This window comes from Pseudomonas sp. FP2309 (assembly GCF_030687575.1).
Classification (GTDB): Bacteria; Pseudomonadota; Gammaproteobacteria; order Pseudomonadales; family Pseudomonadaceae; genus Aquipseudomonas.
On the sequence record NZ_CP117439.1, the window covers coordinates 5,552,186 to 5,567,858 of the forward strand.

The 15,673-nt window shown below is 61.2% G+C and carries 13 protein-coding genes; 4 read left to right on the forward strand and 9 right to left on the reverse strand.

Annotated elements, in window-relative coordinates; translation table 11 throughout:
- Window positions 1–46 precede the first annotated feature (46 nt).
- The 4 genes from pstA to PSH59_RS25715 all read right to left on the reverse strand — a co-directional run bounded on the left by pstA (window position 47) and on the right by PSH59_RS25715 (window position 6,732).
- Window positions 47–1,717: a phosphate ABC transporter permease PstA gene (gene pstA / locus PSH59_RS25700; protein ID WP_248081916.1), complete on the reverse strand. Its 1,671-nt coding sequence runs from the start codon at window positions 1,715–1,717 to the stop codon at window positions 47–49.
- A gap of 15 nt (window positions 1,718–1,732) precedes the next feature.
- Window positions 1,733–4,018 (reverse strand): ABC transporter permease subunit, encoded by a 2,286-nt coding sequence (locus PSH59_RS25705; RefSeq protein ID WP_282445986.1) that lies wholly within the window; start codon window positions 4,016–4,018, stop codon window positions 1,733–1,735.
- A 178-nt stretch (window positions 4,019–4,196) separates the two neighbouring features.
- Window positions 4,197–5,186, reverse strand: a complete 990-nt coding sequence (locus tag PSH59_RS25710) for a phosphate ABC transporter substrate-binding protein PstS (RefSeq protein ID WP_248081917.1) — start codon at window positions 5,184–5,186, stop codon at window positions 4,197–4,199.
- A gap of 256 nt (window positions 5,187–5,442) precedes the next feature.
- A complete protein-coding gene (locus PSH59_RS25715; RefSeq protein ID WP_248081918.1) occupies window positions 5,443–6,732 on the reverse strand; it encodes an MFS transporter in 1,290 nt (429 codons plus the stop codon).
- A 409-nt stretch (window positions 6,733–7,141) separates the two neighbouring features.
- On the opposite strand from PSH59_RS25715, the gene PSH59_RS25720 reads away from it, so the two are divergent.
- Complete coding sequence (locus PSH59_RS25720; protein WP_003176975.1) at window positions 7,142–7,546, forward strand: acyl-CoA thioesterase; 405 nt, start codon at window positions 7,142–7,144, stop codon at window positions 7,544–7,546.
- Between the two features lie 57 nt (window positions 7,547–7,603).
- On the forward strand, window positions 7,604–8,503 hold the full coding sequence (locus PSH59_RS25725) for a D-hexose-6-phosphate mutarotase (protein WP_248081919.1): 900 nt from the start codon (window positions 7,604–7,606) through the stop codon (window positions 8,501–8,503).
- A gap of 24 nt (window positions 8,504–8,527) precedes the next feature.
- Here PSH59_RS25725 and PSH59_RS25730 read toward each other — a convergent pair whose 3' ends face one another.
- The 5 genes from PSH59_RS25730 to PSH59_RS25750 all read right to left on the reverse strand — a co-directional run bounded on the left by PSH59_RS25730 (window position 8,528) and on the right by PSH59_RS25750 (window position 12,205).
- Window positions 8,528–9,064 (reverse strand): DUF3299 domain-containing protein, encoded by a 537-nt coding sequence (locus PSH59_RS25730; protein ID WP_050784921.1) that lies wholly within the window; start codon window positions 9,062–9,064, stop codon window positions 8,528–8,530.
- Between the two features lie 77 nt (window positions 9,065–9,141).
- Window positions 9,142–9,387, reverse strand: coding sequence for a GlsB/YeaQ/YmgE family stress response membrane protein (locus PSH59_RS25735; RefSeq protein ID WP_005792540.1), 246 nt, complete (start codon window positions 9,385–9,387; stop codon window positions 9,142–9,144).
- A 105-nt stretch (window positions 9,388–9,492) separates the two neighbouring features.
- Window positions 9,493–10,578 carry a 5-(carboxyamino)imidazole ribonucleotide synthase gene (locus tag PSH59_RS25740; RefSeq protein ID WP_305393961.1) on the reverse strand — a complete coding sequence of 362 codons (1,086 nt, stop codon included), beginning with the start codon at window positions 10,576–10,578 and terminating at the stop codon, window positions 9,493–9,495.
- Between the two features lie 11 nt (window positions 10,579–10,589).
- On the reverse strand, window positions 10,590–11,081 hold the full coding sequence (gene purE / locus PSH59_RS25745; protein WP_003176980.1) for a 5-(carboxyamino)imidazole ribonucleotide mutase: 492 nt from the start codon (window positions 11,079–11,081) through the stop codon (window positions 10,590–10,592).
- A gap of 203 nt (window positions 11,082–11,284) precedes the next feature.
- The gene (locus PSH59_RS25750) at window positions 11,285–12,205 is read right to left on the reverse strand and encodes a LysR substrate-binding domain-containing protein (RefSeq protein ID WP_305393962.1); all 921 of its coding nucleotides are present in this window, start codon (window positions 12,203–12,205) and stop codon (window positions 11,285–11,287) included.
- Between the two features lie 182 nt (window positions 12,206–12,387).
- On the opposite strand from PSH59_RS25750, the gene aspA reads away from it, so the two are divergent.
- Together aspA and PSH59_RS25760 are read left to right on the forward strand one after the other, a co-directional pair.
- Window positions 12,388–13,812 (forward strand): aspartate ammonia-lyase, encoded by a 1,425-nt coding sequence (gene aspA / locus PSH59_RS25755; protein WP_305393963.1) that lies wholly within the window; start codon window positions 12,388–12,390, stop codon window positions 13,810–13,812.
- Window positions 13,813–14,204: 392 nt separating this feature from the next.
- Complete coding sequence (locus tag PSH59_RS25760; protein WP_305393964.1) at window positions 14,205–15,650, forward strand: sodium:alanine symporter family protein; 1,446 nt, start codon at window positions 14,205–14,207, stop codon at window positions 15,648–15,650.
- Window positions 15,651–15,673: the final 23 nt, after the last annotated feature.

Below are 15,673 nucleotides of genomic sequence, written 5' to 3' on the forward strand. Positions count from 1 at the left end.
ATTTGAGCAAAAGCGGCGTGTCGCTTGCCGCTTGTGGCGAATAGCTTTAGCTGTCCAGCGCCTTGTACTTCTCGCGCAGGTGGTTACGAATCCACACCGCCGACAGGTTAAGCGTGGCGATCACCAGCACCAGCAACAAGGCGGTGGCGTACACCAGCGGGCGTGCGGCTTCTACGTTGGGGCTCTGGAAGCCGACGTCGTAGATATGGAAGCCCAAGTGCATGATCTTCTGGTCCAGGTGCAGGTACGGGTAGTTGCCGTCCAACGGCAGCGATGGGGCCAGTTTCACCACGCCTACCAGCATCAGCGGCGCCACTTCACCGGCGGCACGCGCCACGGCGAGGATCATGCCGGTCATCATGGCCGGGCTGGCCATCGGCAGCACGATCTTCCACAGCGTTTCCGCCTTGGTCGCGCCGAGTGCCAGGGAACCTTCACGCACGGTACGAGGAATCCGTGCCAGGCCTTCCTCGGTGGCCACGATCACCACCGGCACCGCCAGCAGCGCCAGGGTCAGCGACGCCCAGAGCAGGCCCGGGGTACCGAAGGTCGGCGCCGGCAGGGCTTCGGCGAAGAACAGGCGGTCAACCGAGCCACCCAGCACATACACGAAGAAGCCCAGGCCGAACACGCCGTACACGATGGCAGGAACACCGGCCAGGTTGTTCACGGCGATGCGGATGATGCGGGTCAGGGTGTTCTGCTTGGCGTATTCGCGCAGGTACACCGCCGCCAGTACACCGAACGGGGTCACGATCATCGCCATGATCAGGGTCATCATCACGGTGCCGAAGATGGCCGGGAAGATCCCGCCTTCGGTGTTGGCTTCCCGTGGGTCATCGCTCAAAAATTCCCAGACCTTGCTGAAGTAAAAGCCGATCTTGGTCATGGTGCCCATGGCGTTCGGCTGGTAGGCGTGCACCACCTTGCCTATGCCGATTTCCACTTCCTTGCCGTTGCCGTCACGGGCCGTCAGCGAATCGCGGTTGAACTGGGCGTGCAGGTCGGCCAGGCGCGCTTCGATGTCCTGGTAGCGGGCATTCAGTTCAGCGCGGTCAGCATCCATGTCGGCCTGGGCGGCGGCGTCGAGCTTGCCTTCCAGTTCCAGTTTGCGACCGTGCAGGCGGATGCGTTCAAGGCCTGCGTTAATCGCGCCGATATCGGTTTTTTCCAGGCTCTTGAGCTGGGCGGCAAGCTTGTTCACGCGGTCGACGCGGGCTTGCAGCTCCGGCCACGCGGCCTCGCCTTCGGCGATGACCTTGCCATCCTGCTTGACGTTGACCAGGGTGCCGTAGAAGTTGCCCCACTCACGACGTTCGATGGTCATCAGGTGGGTCGGCTTGGTCTGGTCCTTCAACCACTCGCCCACGATCCAGGTGAAGTCGTTACCGTTCAGGTCGCGGTTGCCGACTTTGATCAGCTCGCGGGTCATGAATTCCGGGCCTTGATCGGGCACGGGCAGGCCAGCGCTTTTGAGACGCTCGCGCGGCACTTCTTCTTTCTGCACCAATTCGCCGATGACGATATGGTTTTCCTGGCCCGGTACGTTGTAGTTGGCCTGGATCAGGTCAGCCGGCCAGAAGTGGCCCAAACCACGCACGGCAATCACGGCCAGCAAACCAATGGTCATGATGACCGCGATGGACACCGCGCCACCGCTGATCCAGACGCCTGGGGCGCCGCTCTTGAACCATCCATTCAGGGAGTTCTGTTTCACAGACTTCTACCTTTCTTAAAGCGACGAGTATTTCTTGCGCAGACGCTGACGGATCAGCTCGGCGAGGGTGTTCATGATGAAGGTGAACAGCAGCAGTACCAGTGCCGAGAGGAACAGCACGCGGTAGTGACTGCCGCCCACTTCCGACTCGGGCATTTCCACTGCGACGTTGGCCGCCAGGGTGCGCAGGCCTTCGAACAGGTTCATCTCCATCACCGGCGTGTTACCGGTGGCCATCAGCACGATCATGGTCTCGCCCACTGCGCGGCCCATGCCGATCATCAGGGCGGAGAAGATGCCCGGGCTGGCGGTCAGGATCACCACGCGAGTCATGGTCTGCCAAGGCGTGGCGCCCAGAGCCAGGGAGCCCAGGGTCAGGCCGCGCGGCACGCTGAACACGGCGTCTTCGGCGATGGAGTAGATGTTCGGGATCACCGCGAACCCCATGGCCAGCCCGACCACCAGGGCGTTGCGCTGGTCGTAGGTGATGCCCAAGTCGTGGGAGATCCACATGCGCATATCACCGCCGAAGAACCAGGTTTCCAGGTACGGGCTCATGTACAGCGAGAGCCAGCCCACAAACAGGATCACCGGGATCAGCATCGCGCTTTCCCAACCATCAGGAACGCGCAGGCGCAGGGATTCAGGCAGGCGGCTGAAGGCAAAGCCGGCGACCAGGATGCCGATCGGCAACAGCATCAGCAGGCTGAAGATCCCCGGCAGATGCCCCTCTACATAGGGCGCCAGGAACAAACCGGCGAAGAAGCCGAGGATCACCGTCGGCATCGCTTCCATCAGTTCGATCACCGGCTTGACCTTGCGGCGCAGGCTCGGCGCCATGAAGTAAGCGGTATAGATCGCAGCGGCCACCGCCAGCGGCGCGGCCAGCAGCATGGCGTAGAACGCCGCCTTCAACGTACCGAAGGTCAGCGGAGCCAGGCTCATTTTAGGTTCGAAGTCGGTGTTGGCTGCGGTCGATTGCCAGACGTATTTAGGCTCGTCGTAGTTTTCGTACCAGACCTTGCTCCACAACGCGCTCCACGACACTTCAGGGTGCGGATTGTCGAGCAGCAACGGTTGCAGCTTGCCGCCAGCTTCCACGATCACGCGGTTAGCCCGTGGTGACAGACCAAACACACCTTGACCGTCGACGACCGGGTCCACCAGCAGCGTGCGGTGGGCGGTGCTGTGGAACACGCCGAACTGGCCGGATGCATCGAGGGCGGTGAAGCCCTTGCGGCGCTCTTCAGCGGTGATTTCGACGATAGGCGATGTGCCCATCTGGAAGGTGCGGATCTGTTTGAAGCGCTGCTCGCCATCCGGGTCGCGGGCCATGAACCATTGGGCAAGGCCGCCTTTGGAGTTACCAACGATCAGCGAAATACCACCGACCAACTGGGTGCTGGCGGTGATCTCGGCGTTGCCATCTTCCAACAATTTGTATCGCCCGTTGAGGCTCTTGTCGCGCAGGCTGAACACATCGGCCAGGGCTCGGCCGTTGATCACATACAGCCATTGCTGGCGCGGATCGATGAAGATCGCCTTTACGGGCTCGGTCATTTGCGGCAGCTCGACACGCTTCTGCTCGCTGGTGACTTCACCGGTCATCATGTTTTCTTCGCGGCTCAGGGTCAGCACGTTCAAGTACGAACCGGCCGAACCGGCTATCACCAGGGAAGTGTCGGTGGCATTGAGGGCGACGTGCTCCAACGGACGACCGGCCTCATCCAGCACGATTGGCGTTTCGCCATAAGGGTATTCGATCGCCGGGCTGATGGTCTTTTTGCCGTCCGGGTAGGACACCTTATAGGTGTGGCGGAACACCAGAGACTGACCATTGGATAAACCGAGGATGACCAACGGGCTGCCCGGCTGGTCTTCACCGATGGACGCCACGCTGGCACCGGCCGGAAGCGGCAGGTCGACGCGCTTGAGTTCGGCACCGGTGTCGACCTCAAAGAACAGCGCCTGGCCCTTGTCGGAAACCCGCATGGCGACCTGGTTCTGCTCTTCGAGGGAGATCAACAGCGGTTTGCCTGAATCCTGGATCCAGGCCGGGGTCAGCGCCTCTTCTTTTGTCAGCGAGGCACCCTGGAACAGCGGCGCGACCACGTAGGCCAGAAAGAAAAAGATCAGGGTGATAGCGCCGAGGACAGCGAGGCCGCCCACCAGCACGTACCAACGGGTCAGGCGGTCCTTGAGCGCGCGAATGCGGCGCTTGCGTTGCAGCTCAGGCGTATTGAAATCAATGCGCTTGGGAGGAGAAGTCGTCGTCATGGGGGAATTGGCCAGATCATTCATGCGCACACCCTAGCGATCCTGTATGACAGAAAGATGACAATGCAGTGACGCAAGAAATCCGCCGCGTAGCAGAGCTGGCAGCGGACTGAAAATTAGGAGGCGGGGTCCAGGTCCTGCAGACCCCGCCCGGGCCTTGAGCTCACGCAGATAGCGGGCTCAAGGCGTTTTTACAGGTGGCTTACTTGCCGCCTTCTTTCAAACCCAGGTCAGCCAGGGCCTTGGCGGCCACTTTGGCTGGCAGTGGGATGTAGCCGTCTTTCACTACAACTTCCTGGCCCTGTTTGGACAGCACCAGTTTCACGAACTCAGCTTCCAGCGGAGCCAGAGGCTTGTTCGGAGCTTTGTTGACATAAACGTAGAGGAAACGCGACAGCGGGTATTTGCCGTTCAGGGCGTTTTCTTCGCTGTCTTCGATGAAGTCAGTGCTGCCTTTTTTGGCCAGGGCCACGGTCTTCACGCTTGCAGTCTTGTAGCCGATGCCCGAGTAACCGATGCCGTTCAGCGAGGAGCTGATCGACTGCACGACCGAAGCCGAGCCTGGTTGTTCGTTGACGTTAGGCTTGTAGTCGCCTTTACACAGGGCCTCTTCCTTGAAGTAGCCGTAAGTGCCGGATACCGAGTTACGACCGAACAGTTGCACCGGCTTGTTGGCCAGGTCACCGGTCACGCCCAGATCACCCCAGGTTTTCACGTCAGCTTTGCCACCGCACAGACGAGTCGAGGAGAAGATCGCGTCGACTTGTTCCATGGTCAGGTGCTGGATCGGGTTGTCTTTGTGCACGAATACGGCCAGGGCATCCACGGCAACCGGGATAGCGGTTGGCTTGTAGCCGTACTTCTGCTCGAAGGCAGCCAGTTCGGTGTCCTTCATCTTGCGGCTCATCGGGCCCAGGTTAGAGGTGCCTTCAGTCAACGCAGGAGGCGCAGTGGCGGAGCCGGCGGCTTGAATCTGGATGTTGACGTTCGGGTATTCCTTTTTGTAACCCTCAGCCCACAGGGTCATCAGGTTCGCCAGGGTATCGGAACCGACGCTGGACAGGTTGCCCGACACACCAGTGGTCTTAACGTAAGCCGGGATTGCCGGGTCAACACCAGCGGCCACCGCGTTGGCAGTCGCAACGCCAGCAGCGACAAAAGTCATTGCCGCCATCAAACGCTTCAGTTTCATGCCTTACTCCTAGCAGATAGGGATAGTTGGATCGGGGCCAAGTATCAGTAGGCCGTGTGAACACTCTATGTCTGGAATATGACAATTAGATGAAAGGCCAGCATTGAGAGAGAACGCAGGCGGAGGGGAAAGAGGGTAGGAATACGGGGGTAATACGCAGGTAGCGCGGTAATTCAGAAACACACGGTAATCATTGAATAAGCAACATGTTTGTGGCGAAGGCGCATGGCCCTCGCCACAACGGATCAGGCGGTTTTTAGCGCCCGCGCTTCCACAGGTACCCGCCCACTACCATCCCCATCACACACAGGGCAGCCACGTAGTAAGCCGGGCCCATCGCGCTTTCCTTCATCAGCAGCGACACCGCCAGCGGCGTCAGCCCGCCGAACACGGCGTAGGCCACGTTGTAGGAGAACGACAAGCCGCTGAAACGCACCACCGGCGGGAAGGCCTTGACCATCACGTACGGGACCACGCCGATGGTGCCGACAAACAGGCCGGTCAACGCGTACAGCGGGAACAACCAGTCCGGGTGCGCCAGCAGGCTGTGATAGAGCGTCCAGGAGGTGGCCAGCAACAGGGCGCAACCGGCCATGAGCACGCGACCGGCACCGAAGCGGTCGGCCAGGGCACCGGAGGCGATGCAGCCCAGACTCAGGGTGACGATGGCCAGGCTGTTGGCTTGCAGCGCAATGGTGGGGCTGAAGTGGTAGACGGTTTGCAGCACGGTTGGGGTCATCAGGATGACCACCACCACGCCGGCCGACAGCAGCCAGGTCAGCAGCATCGACAGCACGATGGCGCCACGGTGGTCACGCAATACCGCGCGCAGGGGCAGCTCGGCGGCCAGGGTCTTGCGTTGCTGCATTTCAGCGAAGATCGGCGTTTCATGCAGCCAGCGACGCAGGTACACCGACAACAGGCCAAACACACCGCCGAGCAGGAACGGGATCCGCCAGGCGTAATCCGAGACCTGCTCCGGGCTATAAAGTGTATTGATCGCGGTGGCCACCAACGAACCCAGCAGGATACCGGCGGTGAGGCCACTGGTCAGGGTGCCGCAGGCATAGCCGATATGGCGCGGTGGTACGTGCTCGGAGACAAACACCCAGGCGCCGGGTACTTCGCCGCCAATCGCCGCGCCCTGGATGACGCGCATCAACAGCAGCAGGATCGGCGCCCACAGGCCGATCTGCGCATAAGTTGGCAGCAGGCCCATGATCAGGGTCGGCACGGCCATCATGAAGATGCTCAGGGTGAACATCTTCTTGCGACCCAGCAGGTCACCGAAGTGCGCCATGATGATGCCGCCCAGGGGCCGCGCCAGGTAGCCCGCGGCGAAGATGCCGAAGGTCTGCATCATGCGCAGCCATTCGGGCATGTCGGCAGGGAAGAACAGTTTTCCGACCACGGTGGCGAAAAACACGAAAATGATGAAATCATAAAATTCCAGCGCCCCGCCCAAGGCAGACAGCGACAGGGTTTTGTAGTCGTTGCGGGTCAGCGGGCGCGAAGATTGCGCGCTGCTTGCGGGCACGGAGGACATGGCAAGGCTTCTCTTATAGTAATCATGTAATAAGGACGGCACGCCCGGGACTGGCGGCGGGCTTGGCAAGATAGCAAATCGCTTGTAAAAGCACAGCGCCAAGCGAACAGTTGCTTGCAAAAGCCCCGATACAGCGTCTATTTACCGACCAAATGAACCTTGGAAGGTCGTCGTGACGCCAGGGTCCCGATATACTCGGCCCTTGCACGCGCAAGACCCGCAGTCTTGAGGGGCTGCTGTGCCAAACCGTCGTTGGGTGGCCATCCAGCCGATTTGGCAGAGTTTCCCTTTTAGCACGCCTTAAGAGAAACGCATCGAGCGGTGTACGTTGGTGCTGAAACGTTTTTCCCTGAGACGGCTATCCACTTGAAATACCCATGAAGCGTTACGGGTCAGAGGCACCCCCGGCATGATCGAACTCGAACAAGAAGATCCTATCCCGCAAGGCGATCTCGCCCTGCAAATCACCGCGCTCCCGCGTGAAACCAACGGTTTTGGCGATATCTTCGGCGGCTGGCTGGTAGCGCAGATGGACCTGGCCGGTACCGCGATGGCCAGCAAAGTCGCTGGCGGCCGTGTCGCCACCGTGGCGATTGATCGCATGGCGTTCCTGGTGCCGGTTGCGGTGGGGGCGCAGTTGTCCTTTTATACCCAGGCCCTGGAAATCGGCCGCAGCTCGATCCAGATGATGGTCGAGGTGTGGAGTGACGACCCGCTGTCCAGCGAATGGCGCAAGGTGACCGAGGCGGTCTTTGTCTTCGTCGCCATCGATGGCAGCGGCCGCACGCGTTCGGTACCGTCGCGCGCGCGTTAAACCTCGCGGGGTTTTGACGGTCAATTGCCCCATTGCCTGCCATCAAGAGTGCTGTGTATGCCTACGCCCCACGTGGAAACCGTGAAAATCGACGAGCTGGACTGCTGGCGCTTCCGCCACAACGGCGCCGAACTGATGGTCGCCAGACAAGGTGCGCATATCTTCAGTTACCAGCGCGAGGGCGAACAGCCGCTGATCTGGCCGAACCCTGAGGCGGTCTTCAAGCGCGGCAAGGGCATCCGCACCGGCGTACCCGTATGCTGGCCGTGGTTTGGCGTGTTCGACCGCAACCCGCAGAGCGTCAAGGCAATGCGCCAGAGCGATCAGCCAGCCGGCGCCCACGGTTTTGCGCGCACCGCGCTGTGGGAATTGGCCGGAACCGCGCTTGAAGGCCAAACGCTGCGTGTCGACCTGACGCTGCCGATGCCCGCAGACGGCTTTCCCGGCTGGCCCCATCAGGTCGACCTGACCCTCAGCCTGCTACTGGACGAGCACCTGCATATCCGCCTGACCAGCCACAACCGCGATACCCATGCCGTCACCCTCAGCCAGGCGCTGCATACCTATTTTGCCGTGAGCGATGTACGCAACGTGCAGGTCGAAGGCCTGGACGGCGCGGCGTATGTCGATACCGCCGATGGCTGGAGCGAAAAGACGCAAGCGGGCCTGCTGCACTTCACGGCCGAGACCGACCGTATCTACCTCGATACGCCCGCTCAGTTGAACATCGTCGATAACGACTGGCAGCGCGGCATCCGGCTCATCAGCCAAGGCTCCAAATCGACCGTGATCTGGAACCCTTGGACCGAACGCGCCAAGGCCTTCGATGACATGGCCGACGATGGTTGGCAGGGCATGTTGTGTATCGAAACGGCGAATGTACTGGATGATGTAGTGACATTGGTGCCCGGTGAAAGCCACACCCTGGGTGTGACCATTACCAGTACGACTGTGTAAACCCAAGCGAAAGGTGGAGGAGGCTTAGAGATCCGACTCCTTCACCACCCGCACCTTCCCTGCATCGAGCGCATACGCCGCATCCGCCAGATCGTTGTTCACCTTTTCCACCTTCAAGGTGCCGGTGACCCACAGCGGCGTATAGATATCATCGAGCTTCAAGCCCTTGGGATAACGCACCAGCACCAACTGGTTAGGCGGCGGTGGTGGCACGTGGATGCATGCGCCGGGGTACGGCACCAGGAAGAACAAGGTGCTGCGGCCCTTGGCGTCGGTTTCCAGCGGTACGGGGTAACCACCGATGCGGATGTTTTTGCCGTTCATCGCGGCCACGGTCTTGGTCGAATACATCACCGCCGGCAAGCCTTTGCTCTGCTTCAAACCACCCTTGTCGGTAAAGGTGCCTTGGGCTTCCGGGGAGTTGTGGTCGATCTCGGGCATGGCCTCGAGGGCTTTTTGGTCCGACAGCGGCATCAGGTCGAGCCAGTCGGTTTCCGGCAATTCACCGGCGTGCGCCAGGCCAGAGCCCAGCAGGAGGAGAGTCAACAGAAGACGGCGCATGGAGAGGCTCGGCAAGTACAAGTGCCGAGCATTCTAGCCCTCTGCGCCTACGCAGCGCAGAGGACTTCGTCGGCTGATTACTTCTTTTTGATCAGGCCGTAGATCACCAGCAACACAATGGCACCCACCAGCGCGCCGATGAAACCCGCACCTTGGCCGGCCTGGTAGATACCCAGCGCCTGACCACCGTAGGTCGCCGCCAGCGAACCGGCGATACCCAGCAGGATGGTCATGATCCAGCCCATGCTGTCGTCGCCAGGCTTGAGGAAACGCGCGAGCAGACCGACGATCAGGCCGATAAAGATGGTTCCGATGATACCCATGGCATTTACCTCTGAATGAATGTGAGCCATGCCAAAGCCTAGACAGGCTTTGGCATCCTGCAATCAGAGGGATGACGGCCACCAATGGTTCCCGTCGGACTTGCCTTATTGCTCGGCGATCAGCGCTTCGACCTTGAGAATCTGCGCTTGCAGCGTCGCGCGGTCTTTGCAGCGCAGGTTGGCGTGGCCGACCTTGCGCCCGGCCTTGAAAGCCTTGCCGTAGTGATGCAGGTGGCAGTCATCGATCGCCATCACGCGCTCCACCGGCGGTACCACGCCGATGAAGTTGAGCATGGCGCTCTCGCCGACCTTGGCCGTGGAGCCCAGTGGCAAACCCGCGATAGCACGCAGGTGGTTTTCGAACTGGCTGCACTCGGCGCCTTCGGTGGTCCAGTGCCCGGAGTTGTGCACACGCGGGGCGATTTCGTTGGCCTTGAGGCCACCGTCGACTTCAAAGAACTCGAACGCCATCACGCCGACATAATCCAGTTGCTTGAGCACACGGCTGGAATAATCTTCGGCCAGGGCCTGCAGCGGATGGTCGGTGCTGGCCACGGACAGCTTGAGGATGCCGTTCACATGCGTGTTGTGCACCAACGGGTAGAAGCGGATCTCGCCATCCCGTGCACGCACGGCGATCAGCGAGACTTCACCGGTGAACGGCACGAAGCCTTCCAGCAAGCAGGCAACACTGCCCAGCTCGGCGAAAGTGCCGACTACATCGGCGGCGGTGCGCAGCACTTTCTGGCCCTTGCCGTCGTAACCCAGGGTGCGGGTTTTGAGCACGGCCGGCAGGCCAATGCTGGCTACCGCAGCGTCCAGGTCCGCCTGGGACTGGATATCGGCGAACGCCGGAGTCGGGATGCCCAGGTCCTGGAACATGCTCTTCTCGAACCAGCGATCACGGGCGATGCGCAGGGCCTCGGCGCTCGGGTACACCGGCACGAACTGCGACAGGAACGCCACGGTTTCAGCCGGGACACTTTCGAACTCGAAGGTCACCAGGTCGACTTCGTCGGCCAATTGGCGCAGGTGGTCCGGGTCGCTGTAGTCAGCCCGCAGGTGTTCACCCAGGGCAGCCGCACACGCGTCCGGCGCCGGGTCCAGGAAAGCGAAGTTCATTCCCAGCGGGGTTCCCGCCAGCGCCAGCATGCGGCCCAGTTGGCCGCCACCGATTACACCGATTTTCATCGTCAACAACCTCAGGCGATACGTGGGTCTGGATTGTCCAGCACGCTGTCTGTCTGTTCAGCACGGAATTTTTTCAGCACCGCATGGAACTGCGGGTGCTTGGCGCCCAGGATGCTGGCGGACAGCAGCGCTGCGTTAATCGCGCCAGCCTTGCCGATCGCCAGGGTGGCCACCGGAATACCGGCTGGCATCTGCACGATGGACAACAGCGAATCCACGCCCGAGAGCATCGCCGACTGCACCGGTACGCCCAGCACGGGCAGGTGGGTCTTGGCCGCACACATGCCTGGCAGGTGCGCTGCACCGCCGGCACCGGCGATGATCACCTCGATGCCACGGGATTCTGCTTCATCGGCATACTGGAACAGCAAGTCCGGGGTGCGGTGGGCAGAGACCACTTTCACTTCATACGGAATGCCGAGTTTTTCCAGCATATCGGCGGTGTGGCTAAGGGTGGACCAATCGGACTTGGAGCCCATGATCACGCCAACCAATGCACTCATCGTCGTGCCTCTTCTCTCTGGGCGCCCGCAGGCGCGTCAAAAAACAACAAGCCACGCAGGAAATCCGGCGTGGCTTGTTGTACGAAATTTGGCCGGTTGGACCGGCCGAAGGCCGCGCAGTATACCGTAATAATCCAGATAAACAGCCCCTGGAATGACCATCTGTCCAGCGGTGCAAAGTGGCGGTTTTATTGACTCTGAGGTCAGCGTTCGGCGGCAGGATTCTGCGCCGCCCCACCTTCGAGTTTCCGCCATAACAACCGCACATTCGCCTTGCGCACCAACGCACAGCGATACAGGCGAATCTCCAGCGGCACATGCCATTGCGGACCGCCGCACACCACCAACTCCCCCCGGGCCAATTCCGCGCGCACGCTCAGTTGCGGCACCCAGGCAATGCCCAGGCCTTCCAGGGCCATGCTCTTGAGGCTGTCGGCCATGGCAGTTTCGTACACGGTGGTAAAGCGTAGCGCGCGCTGGCGCAGCAGCAGGTGCACCGAACGCCCAAGAAACGCGCCGGCGCTGTAGGCCAGCAACGGCACGCTGCCCTCGCCTTCGAGGTCGAACAGCGGCTTGCCGTCCGCATCGGCGGCGCACACCGGGAGCATTTCGGTGTTGCCCAGGTGCAGCGAGGGGAAAATTTCGGCGTCCATTTGCATGGCGGCGTCCGGGTCGTAGAAGGCCAGCATCAGGTCGCAACCCCCTTCGCGCAGGGCGTGCACCGCGTCGCCCACGTTGGTGGCGACCAGACGCGTCGCAATGTTCAAGCCTTCGTTACGCAATTGCGCGATCCAGCGCGGGAAGAAGCCCAACGCCAGGGAGTGAGCGGCCGCCACTTGCATGACTTCGCCCTGCCCGCCTTCCAGATGATGCAAATGGCGCAGCACTTCGCCGAGTTGCTCGACCACGGTGCGCGCGGTCACCAGGAACAACTGCCCCGCCGCCGTCAGCTCGACCGGCGTGCGCGAACGGTTGACCAGGGTCAGGCCCAGTGCGGCCTCAAGGCTGCGGATACGTCGACTGAACGCCGGCTGGGTCACGAAACGCCGCTCCGCCGCCTGGGAAAAGCTGCGCGTGGCTGCCAGGGCGCTGAAGTCTTCCAGCCATTTGCTCTCAAGGTTCATCACTTCCTCCCAGGGGTACGCACCATTTTGGCACACACGCCCGCCATGATAGCCGGGTCACACCTGCATTATGCCGTTTATGCATAGGCCAGTGTTTAACAGCATTGGCCCAAAAATTCGTAGACGCCTAGCATTCACAGCGTTCCGGCCAGTTCCGGGTCCCTATCGAGATGATTTCCGTCATGTCCTCTGCTGCATCTTTCCGTACCGAAAAAGACCTGCTTGGCGTACTCGAAGTACCTGCTCAAGCGTATTACGGCATCCAGACCCTGCGAGCGGTGAACAACTTCCGCCTCTCGGGCGTTCCGATTTCGCATTACCCGAAATTGGTGGTCGGTCTGGCAATGGTCAAGCAAGCAGCCGCCGATGCCAACCGCGAGTTGGGCCAGCTCAGCGAAGCCAAGCACGCTGCCATCAGCGAAGCCTGTGCCCGCCTGATCCGCGGCGATTTCCACGAAGAGTTCGTGGTGGACATGATTCAGGGCGGCGCCGGCACTTCAACCAACATGAATGCCAACGAAGTCATCGCCAACATCGCGCTGGAGGCCATGGGTCACCAGAAGGGCGAATACCAATACCTGCACCCCAACAACGACGTGAACATGGCGCAGTCGACCAACGACGCCTACCCCACCGCGATCCGCCTGGGGCTGCTGCTGGGCCACGACGCGCTGCTGGCCAGCCTCGACAGCCTGATCCAAGCCTTCGCCGCCAAAGGTGTCGAGTTCGGTCATGTGTTGAAAATGGGCCGTACCCAACTGCAAGACGCCGTGCCGATGACCCTCGGCCAGGAATTCCGCGCGTTCGCCACCACCCTGGGTGAAGACCTGGCGCGCCTGAAAACCCTGGCCCCGGAGCTGCTGACCGAAGTCAACCTGGGCGGCACCGCCATCGGCACCGGCATCAACGCCGACCCGCGTTACCAGGCCCTGGCCGTACAACGCCTGGCAGTCATCAGCGGCCAGCCGGTGGTCACGGCAGCCGACCTGATCGAAGCCACCTCCGACATGGGCGCCTTCGTGCTGTTCTCCGGCATGCTCAAGCGTACCGCGGTGAAACTGTCGAAGATCTGCAACGACCTGCGCTTGCTGTCCAGCGGCCCGCGCACCGGCATCAACGAGATCAACCTGCCGGCGCGTCAGCCGGGCAGCTCGATCATGCCCGGCAAGGTCAACCCGGTAATCCCGGAGGCCGTGAATCAGGTCGCGTTCCAAGTCATCGGCAACGACCTGGCCCTGACCATGGCGGCCGAAGGCGGCCAACTGCAGTTGAACGTGATGGAGCCGCTGATCGCGTTCAAGATCTTCGACTCGATCCGTTTGCTGCAGCGCGCCATGGACATGCTGCGCGAACACTGCATCGTCGGCATCACCGCCAACGAAGCACGCTGCCGCGAGCTGGTGGAGCACTCCATCGGCCTGGTCACCGCACTGAACCCTTACATCGGCTATGAAAACGCCACCCGTATCGCGCGTATCGCCCTCGAAAGCGGCCGCGGCGTACTGGAACTGGTGCGCGAAGAAGGCTTGCTCGACGACGCCATGCTCGACGACATCCTGCGCCCCGAAAACATGATCGCTCCACGCTTGGTCCCGTTGAAGGCCTAAGTGTTTTTTGCACCGCTCACCAGGTTGAGGGACTAGACACCTCTCACCTTTTGAGGGCCTGAAGGCTCGTTCTTCAGGCCCTTTTTTTTGCCTCAAGGTTGTGAAATGACGCCCATAAAAAATCCAATATCGCCCTGCAAACCCACCTTGCCCTCCAGCGCCCGGCTGAAACCTTTAATCAGGCCGTGCAGACGGATCATGCTCGCCTAGGTATAGTGCCGCCCCTCTTCGCGTCTGCGGCCGTCGGTAACGAGGCCCGGGTACAACGCGAAACCGCATGAATAACAACCCGCAAAAGGATTGGGGTCTGACTGTCGCGCACTGCCTGGTGCTATGCGACGGCTTTGAACCGTCCTGCGTTTGCCATTAGAAAAATCAGCGAGGAACACTCCATGCTCGAAGTCATCAACGACTTCCTCTCAGGGAAAGTACTGATCGTGCTCATTGTCGGGCTCGGCGGTTATTTCACGATCCGCTCGCGTTTCGTTCAATTGCGTCACTTTTTCCACATGTTTTCGGTGTTTCGCGACAGCCTCAAAAGCAGCGCCGGTCAACTCAGCTCGTTCCAGGCGCTGATGCTCAGCCTGGCCGGGCGCGTCGGTGCCGGTAACATCGCCGGTGTCGGCATTGCCGTGACTCTGGGTGGCCCTGGCGCCGTGTTCTGGATGTGGGTCACCGCACTGGTGGGCATGTCGTCGAGCTTTATCGAGTGCTCCCTCGGTCAGTTGTACAAGCGCACCGACGCCGAAGGCACCTACCGTGGCGGCCCGGCCTATTACATCCAGCACGGTTTGCACAAACGCTGGCTGGGTATGGTCATGGCGTTCCTGCTGCTGGTGACCTTTGGCTTCGCCTTCAACGGCCTGCAAGCCCACGCCGTGACCCACTCGCTGAACAACGCCTTCGGCCTCGACACCACCTACACCGGCCTGGCCCTGGCGGCCTTGCTGGGCCTGGTGTTCATCGGTGGGATCAAGCGCATCGCCTCCATCGCCGACTTGCTGGTACCGGTCAAGACCCTGGTGTACATCGCCGTGACCCTGTACGTGATCGTGCTGCAATTCGACCACGTACCGGCCATGCTCGCGACCATCGTCAAGAGTGCGTTCGGTCTCGACCAAGCCTTCGGTGGCCTGGTCGGCAGCGCGATCATCATGGGCGTCAAGCGCGGCGTGTTCGCCAACGAAGCCGGTCTGGGCAGTGCGCCTAACGTGGCAGCGGTGGCTTCCGTTGAACACCCGATCGCCCAGGGCGTCGTCCAGGCGTTCAGCGTGTTCCTCGACACCTTCGTGATCTGCACCTGCACGGCCCTGCTGATCCTGCTCTCGGGTTTCTACACCCCAGGTTTTGAAGGCGATGGCATTGCCCTGACCCAAAACTCCCTGGCGGCCGTGGTGGGTGACTGGGGCCGCATGTTCATCTCGGTGGCCCTGGCGTTGTTCGTGTTCACTTCGATCATGTACAACTACTACCTCGGCGAGAGCAACCTGCGCTTCCTGGTGGGCAACAACCGCAAAGTGCTGATGGGCTACCGCGCACTGGTACTGGCGCTGATTTTCTGGGGTTCCATCGAGAACCTGAGCACAGTGTTCGCCTTTGCCGACATCACCATGACCCTGCTGGCCTTCGTTAACCTGTTCGCCCTGGCGTTCCTGTTCAAGATCGCCATGCGCATCCTCAACGACTACGACAACCAGCGCGCAGCGGGCATCAAGACCCCCGTGTTCGATTCCAGCCAGTTCCCTGACCTGGACCTGGACCGCAAGGCCTGGCCGGCCAACCCGGTAAAACCGGACGCGGCGCCTTCGGCGCAACTGAACGCTCAAGTGCAACGCTGAGCGCAGCTACATAGATAGATGAC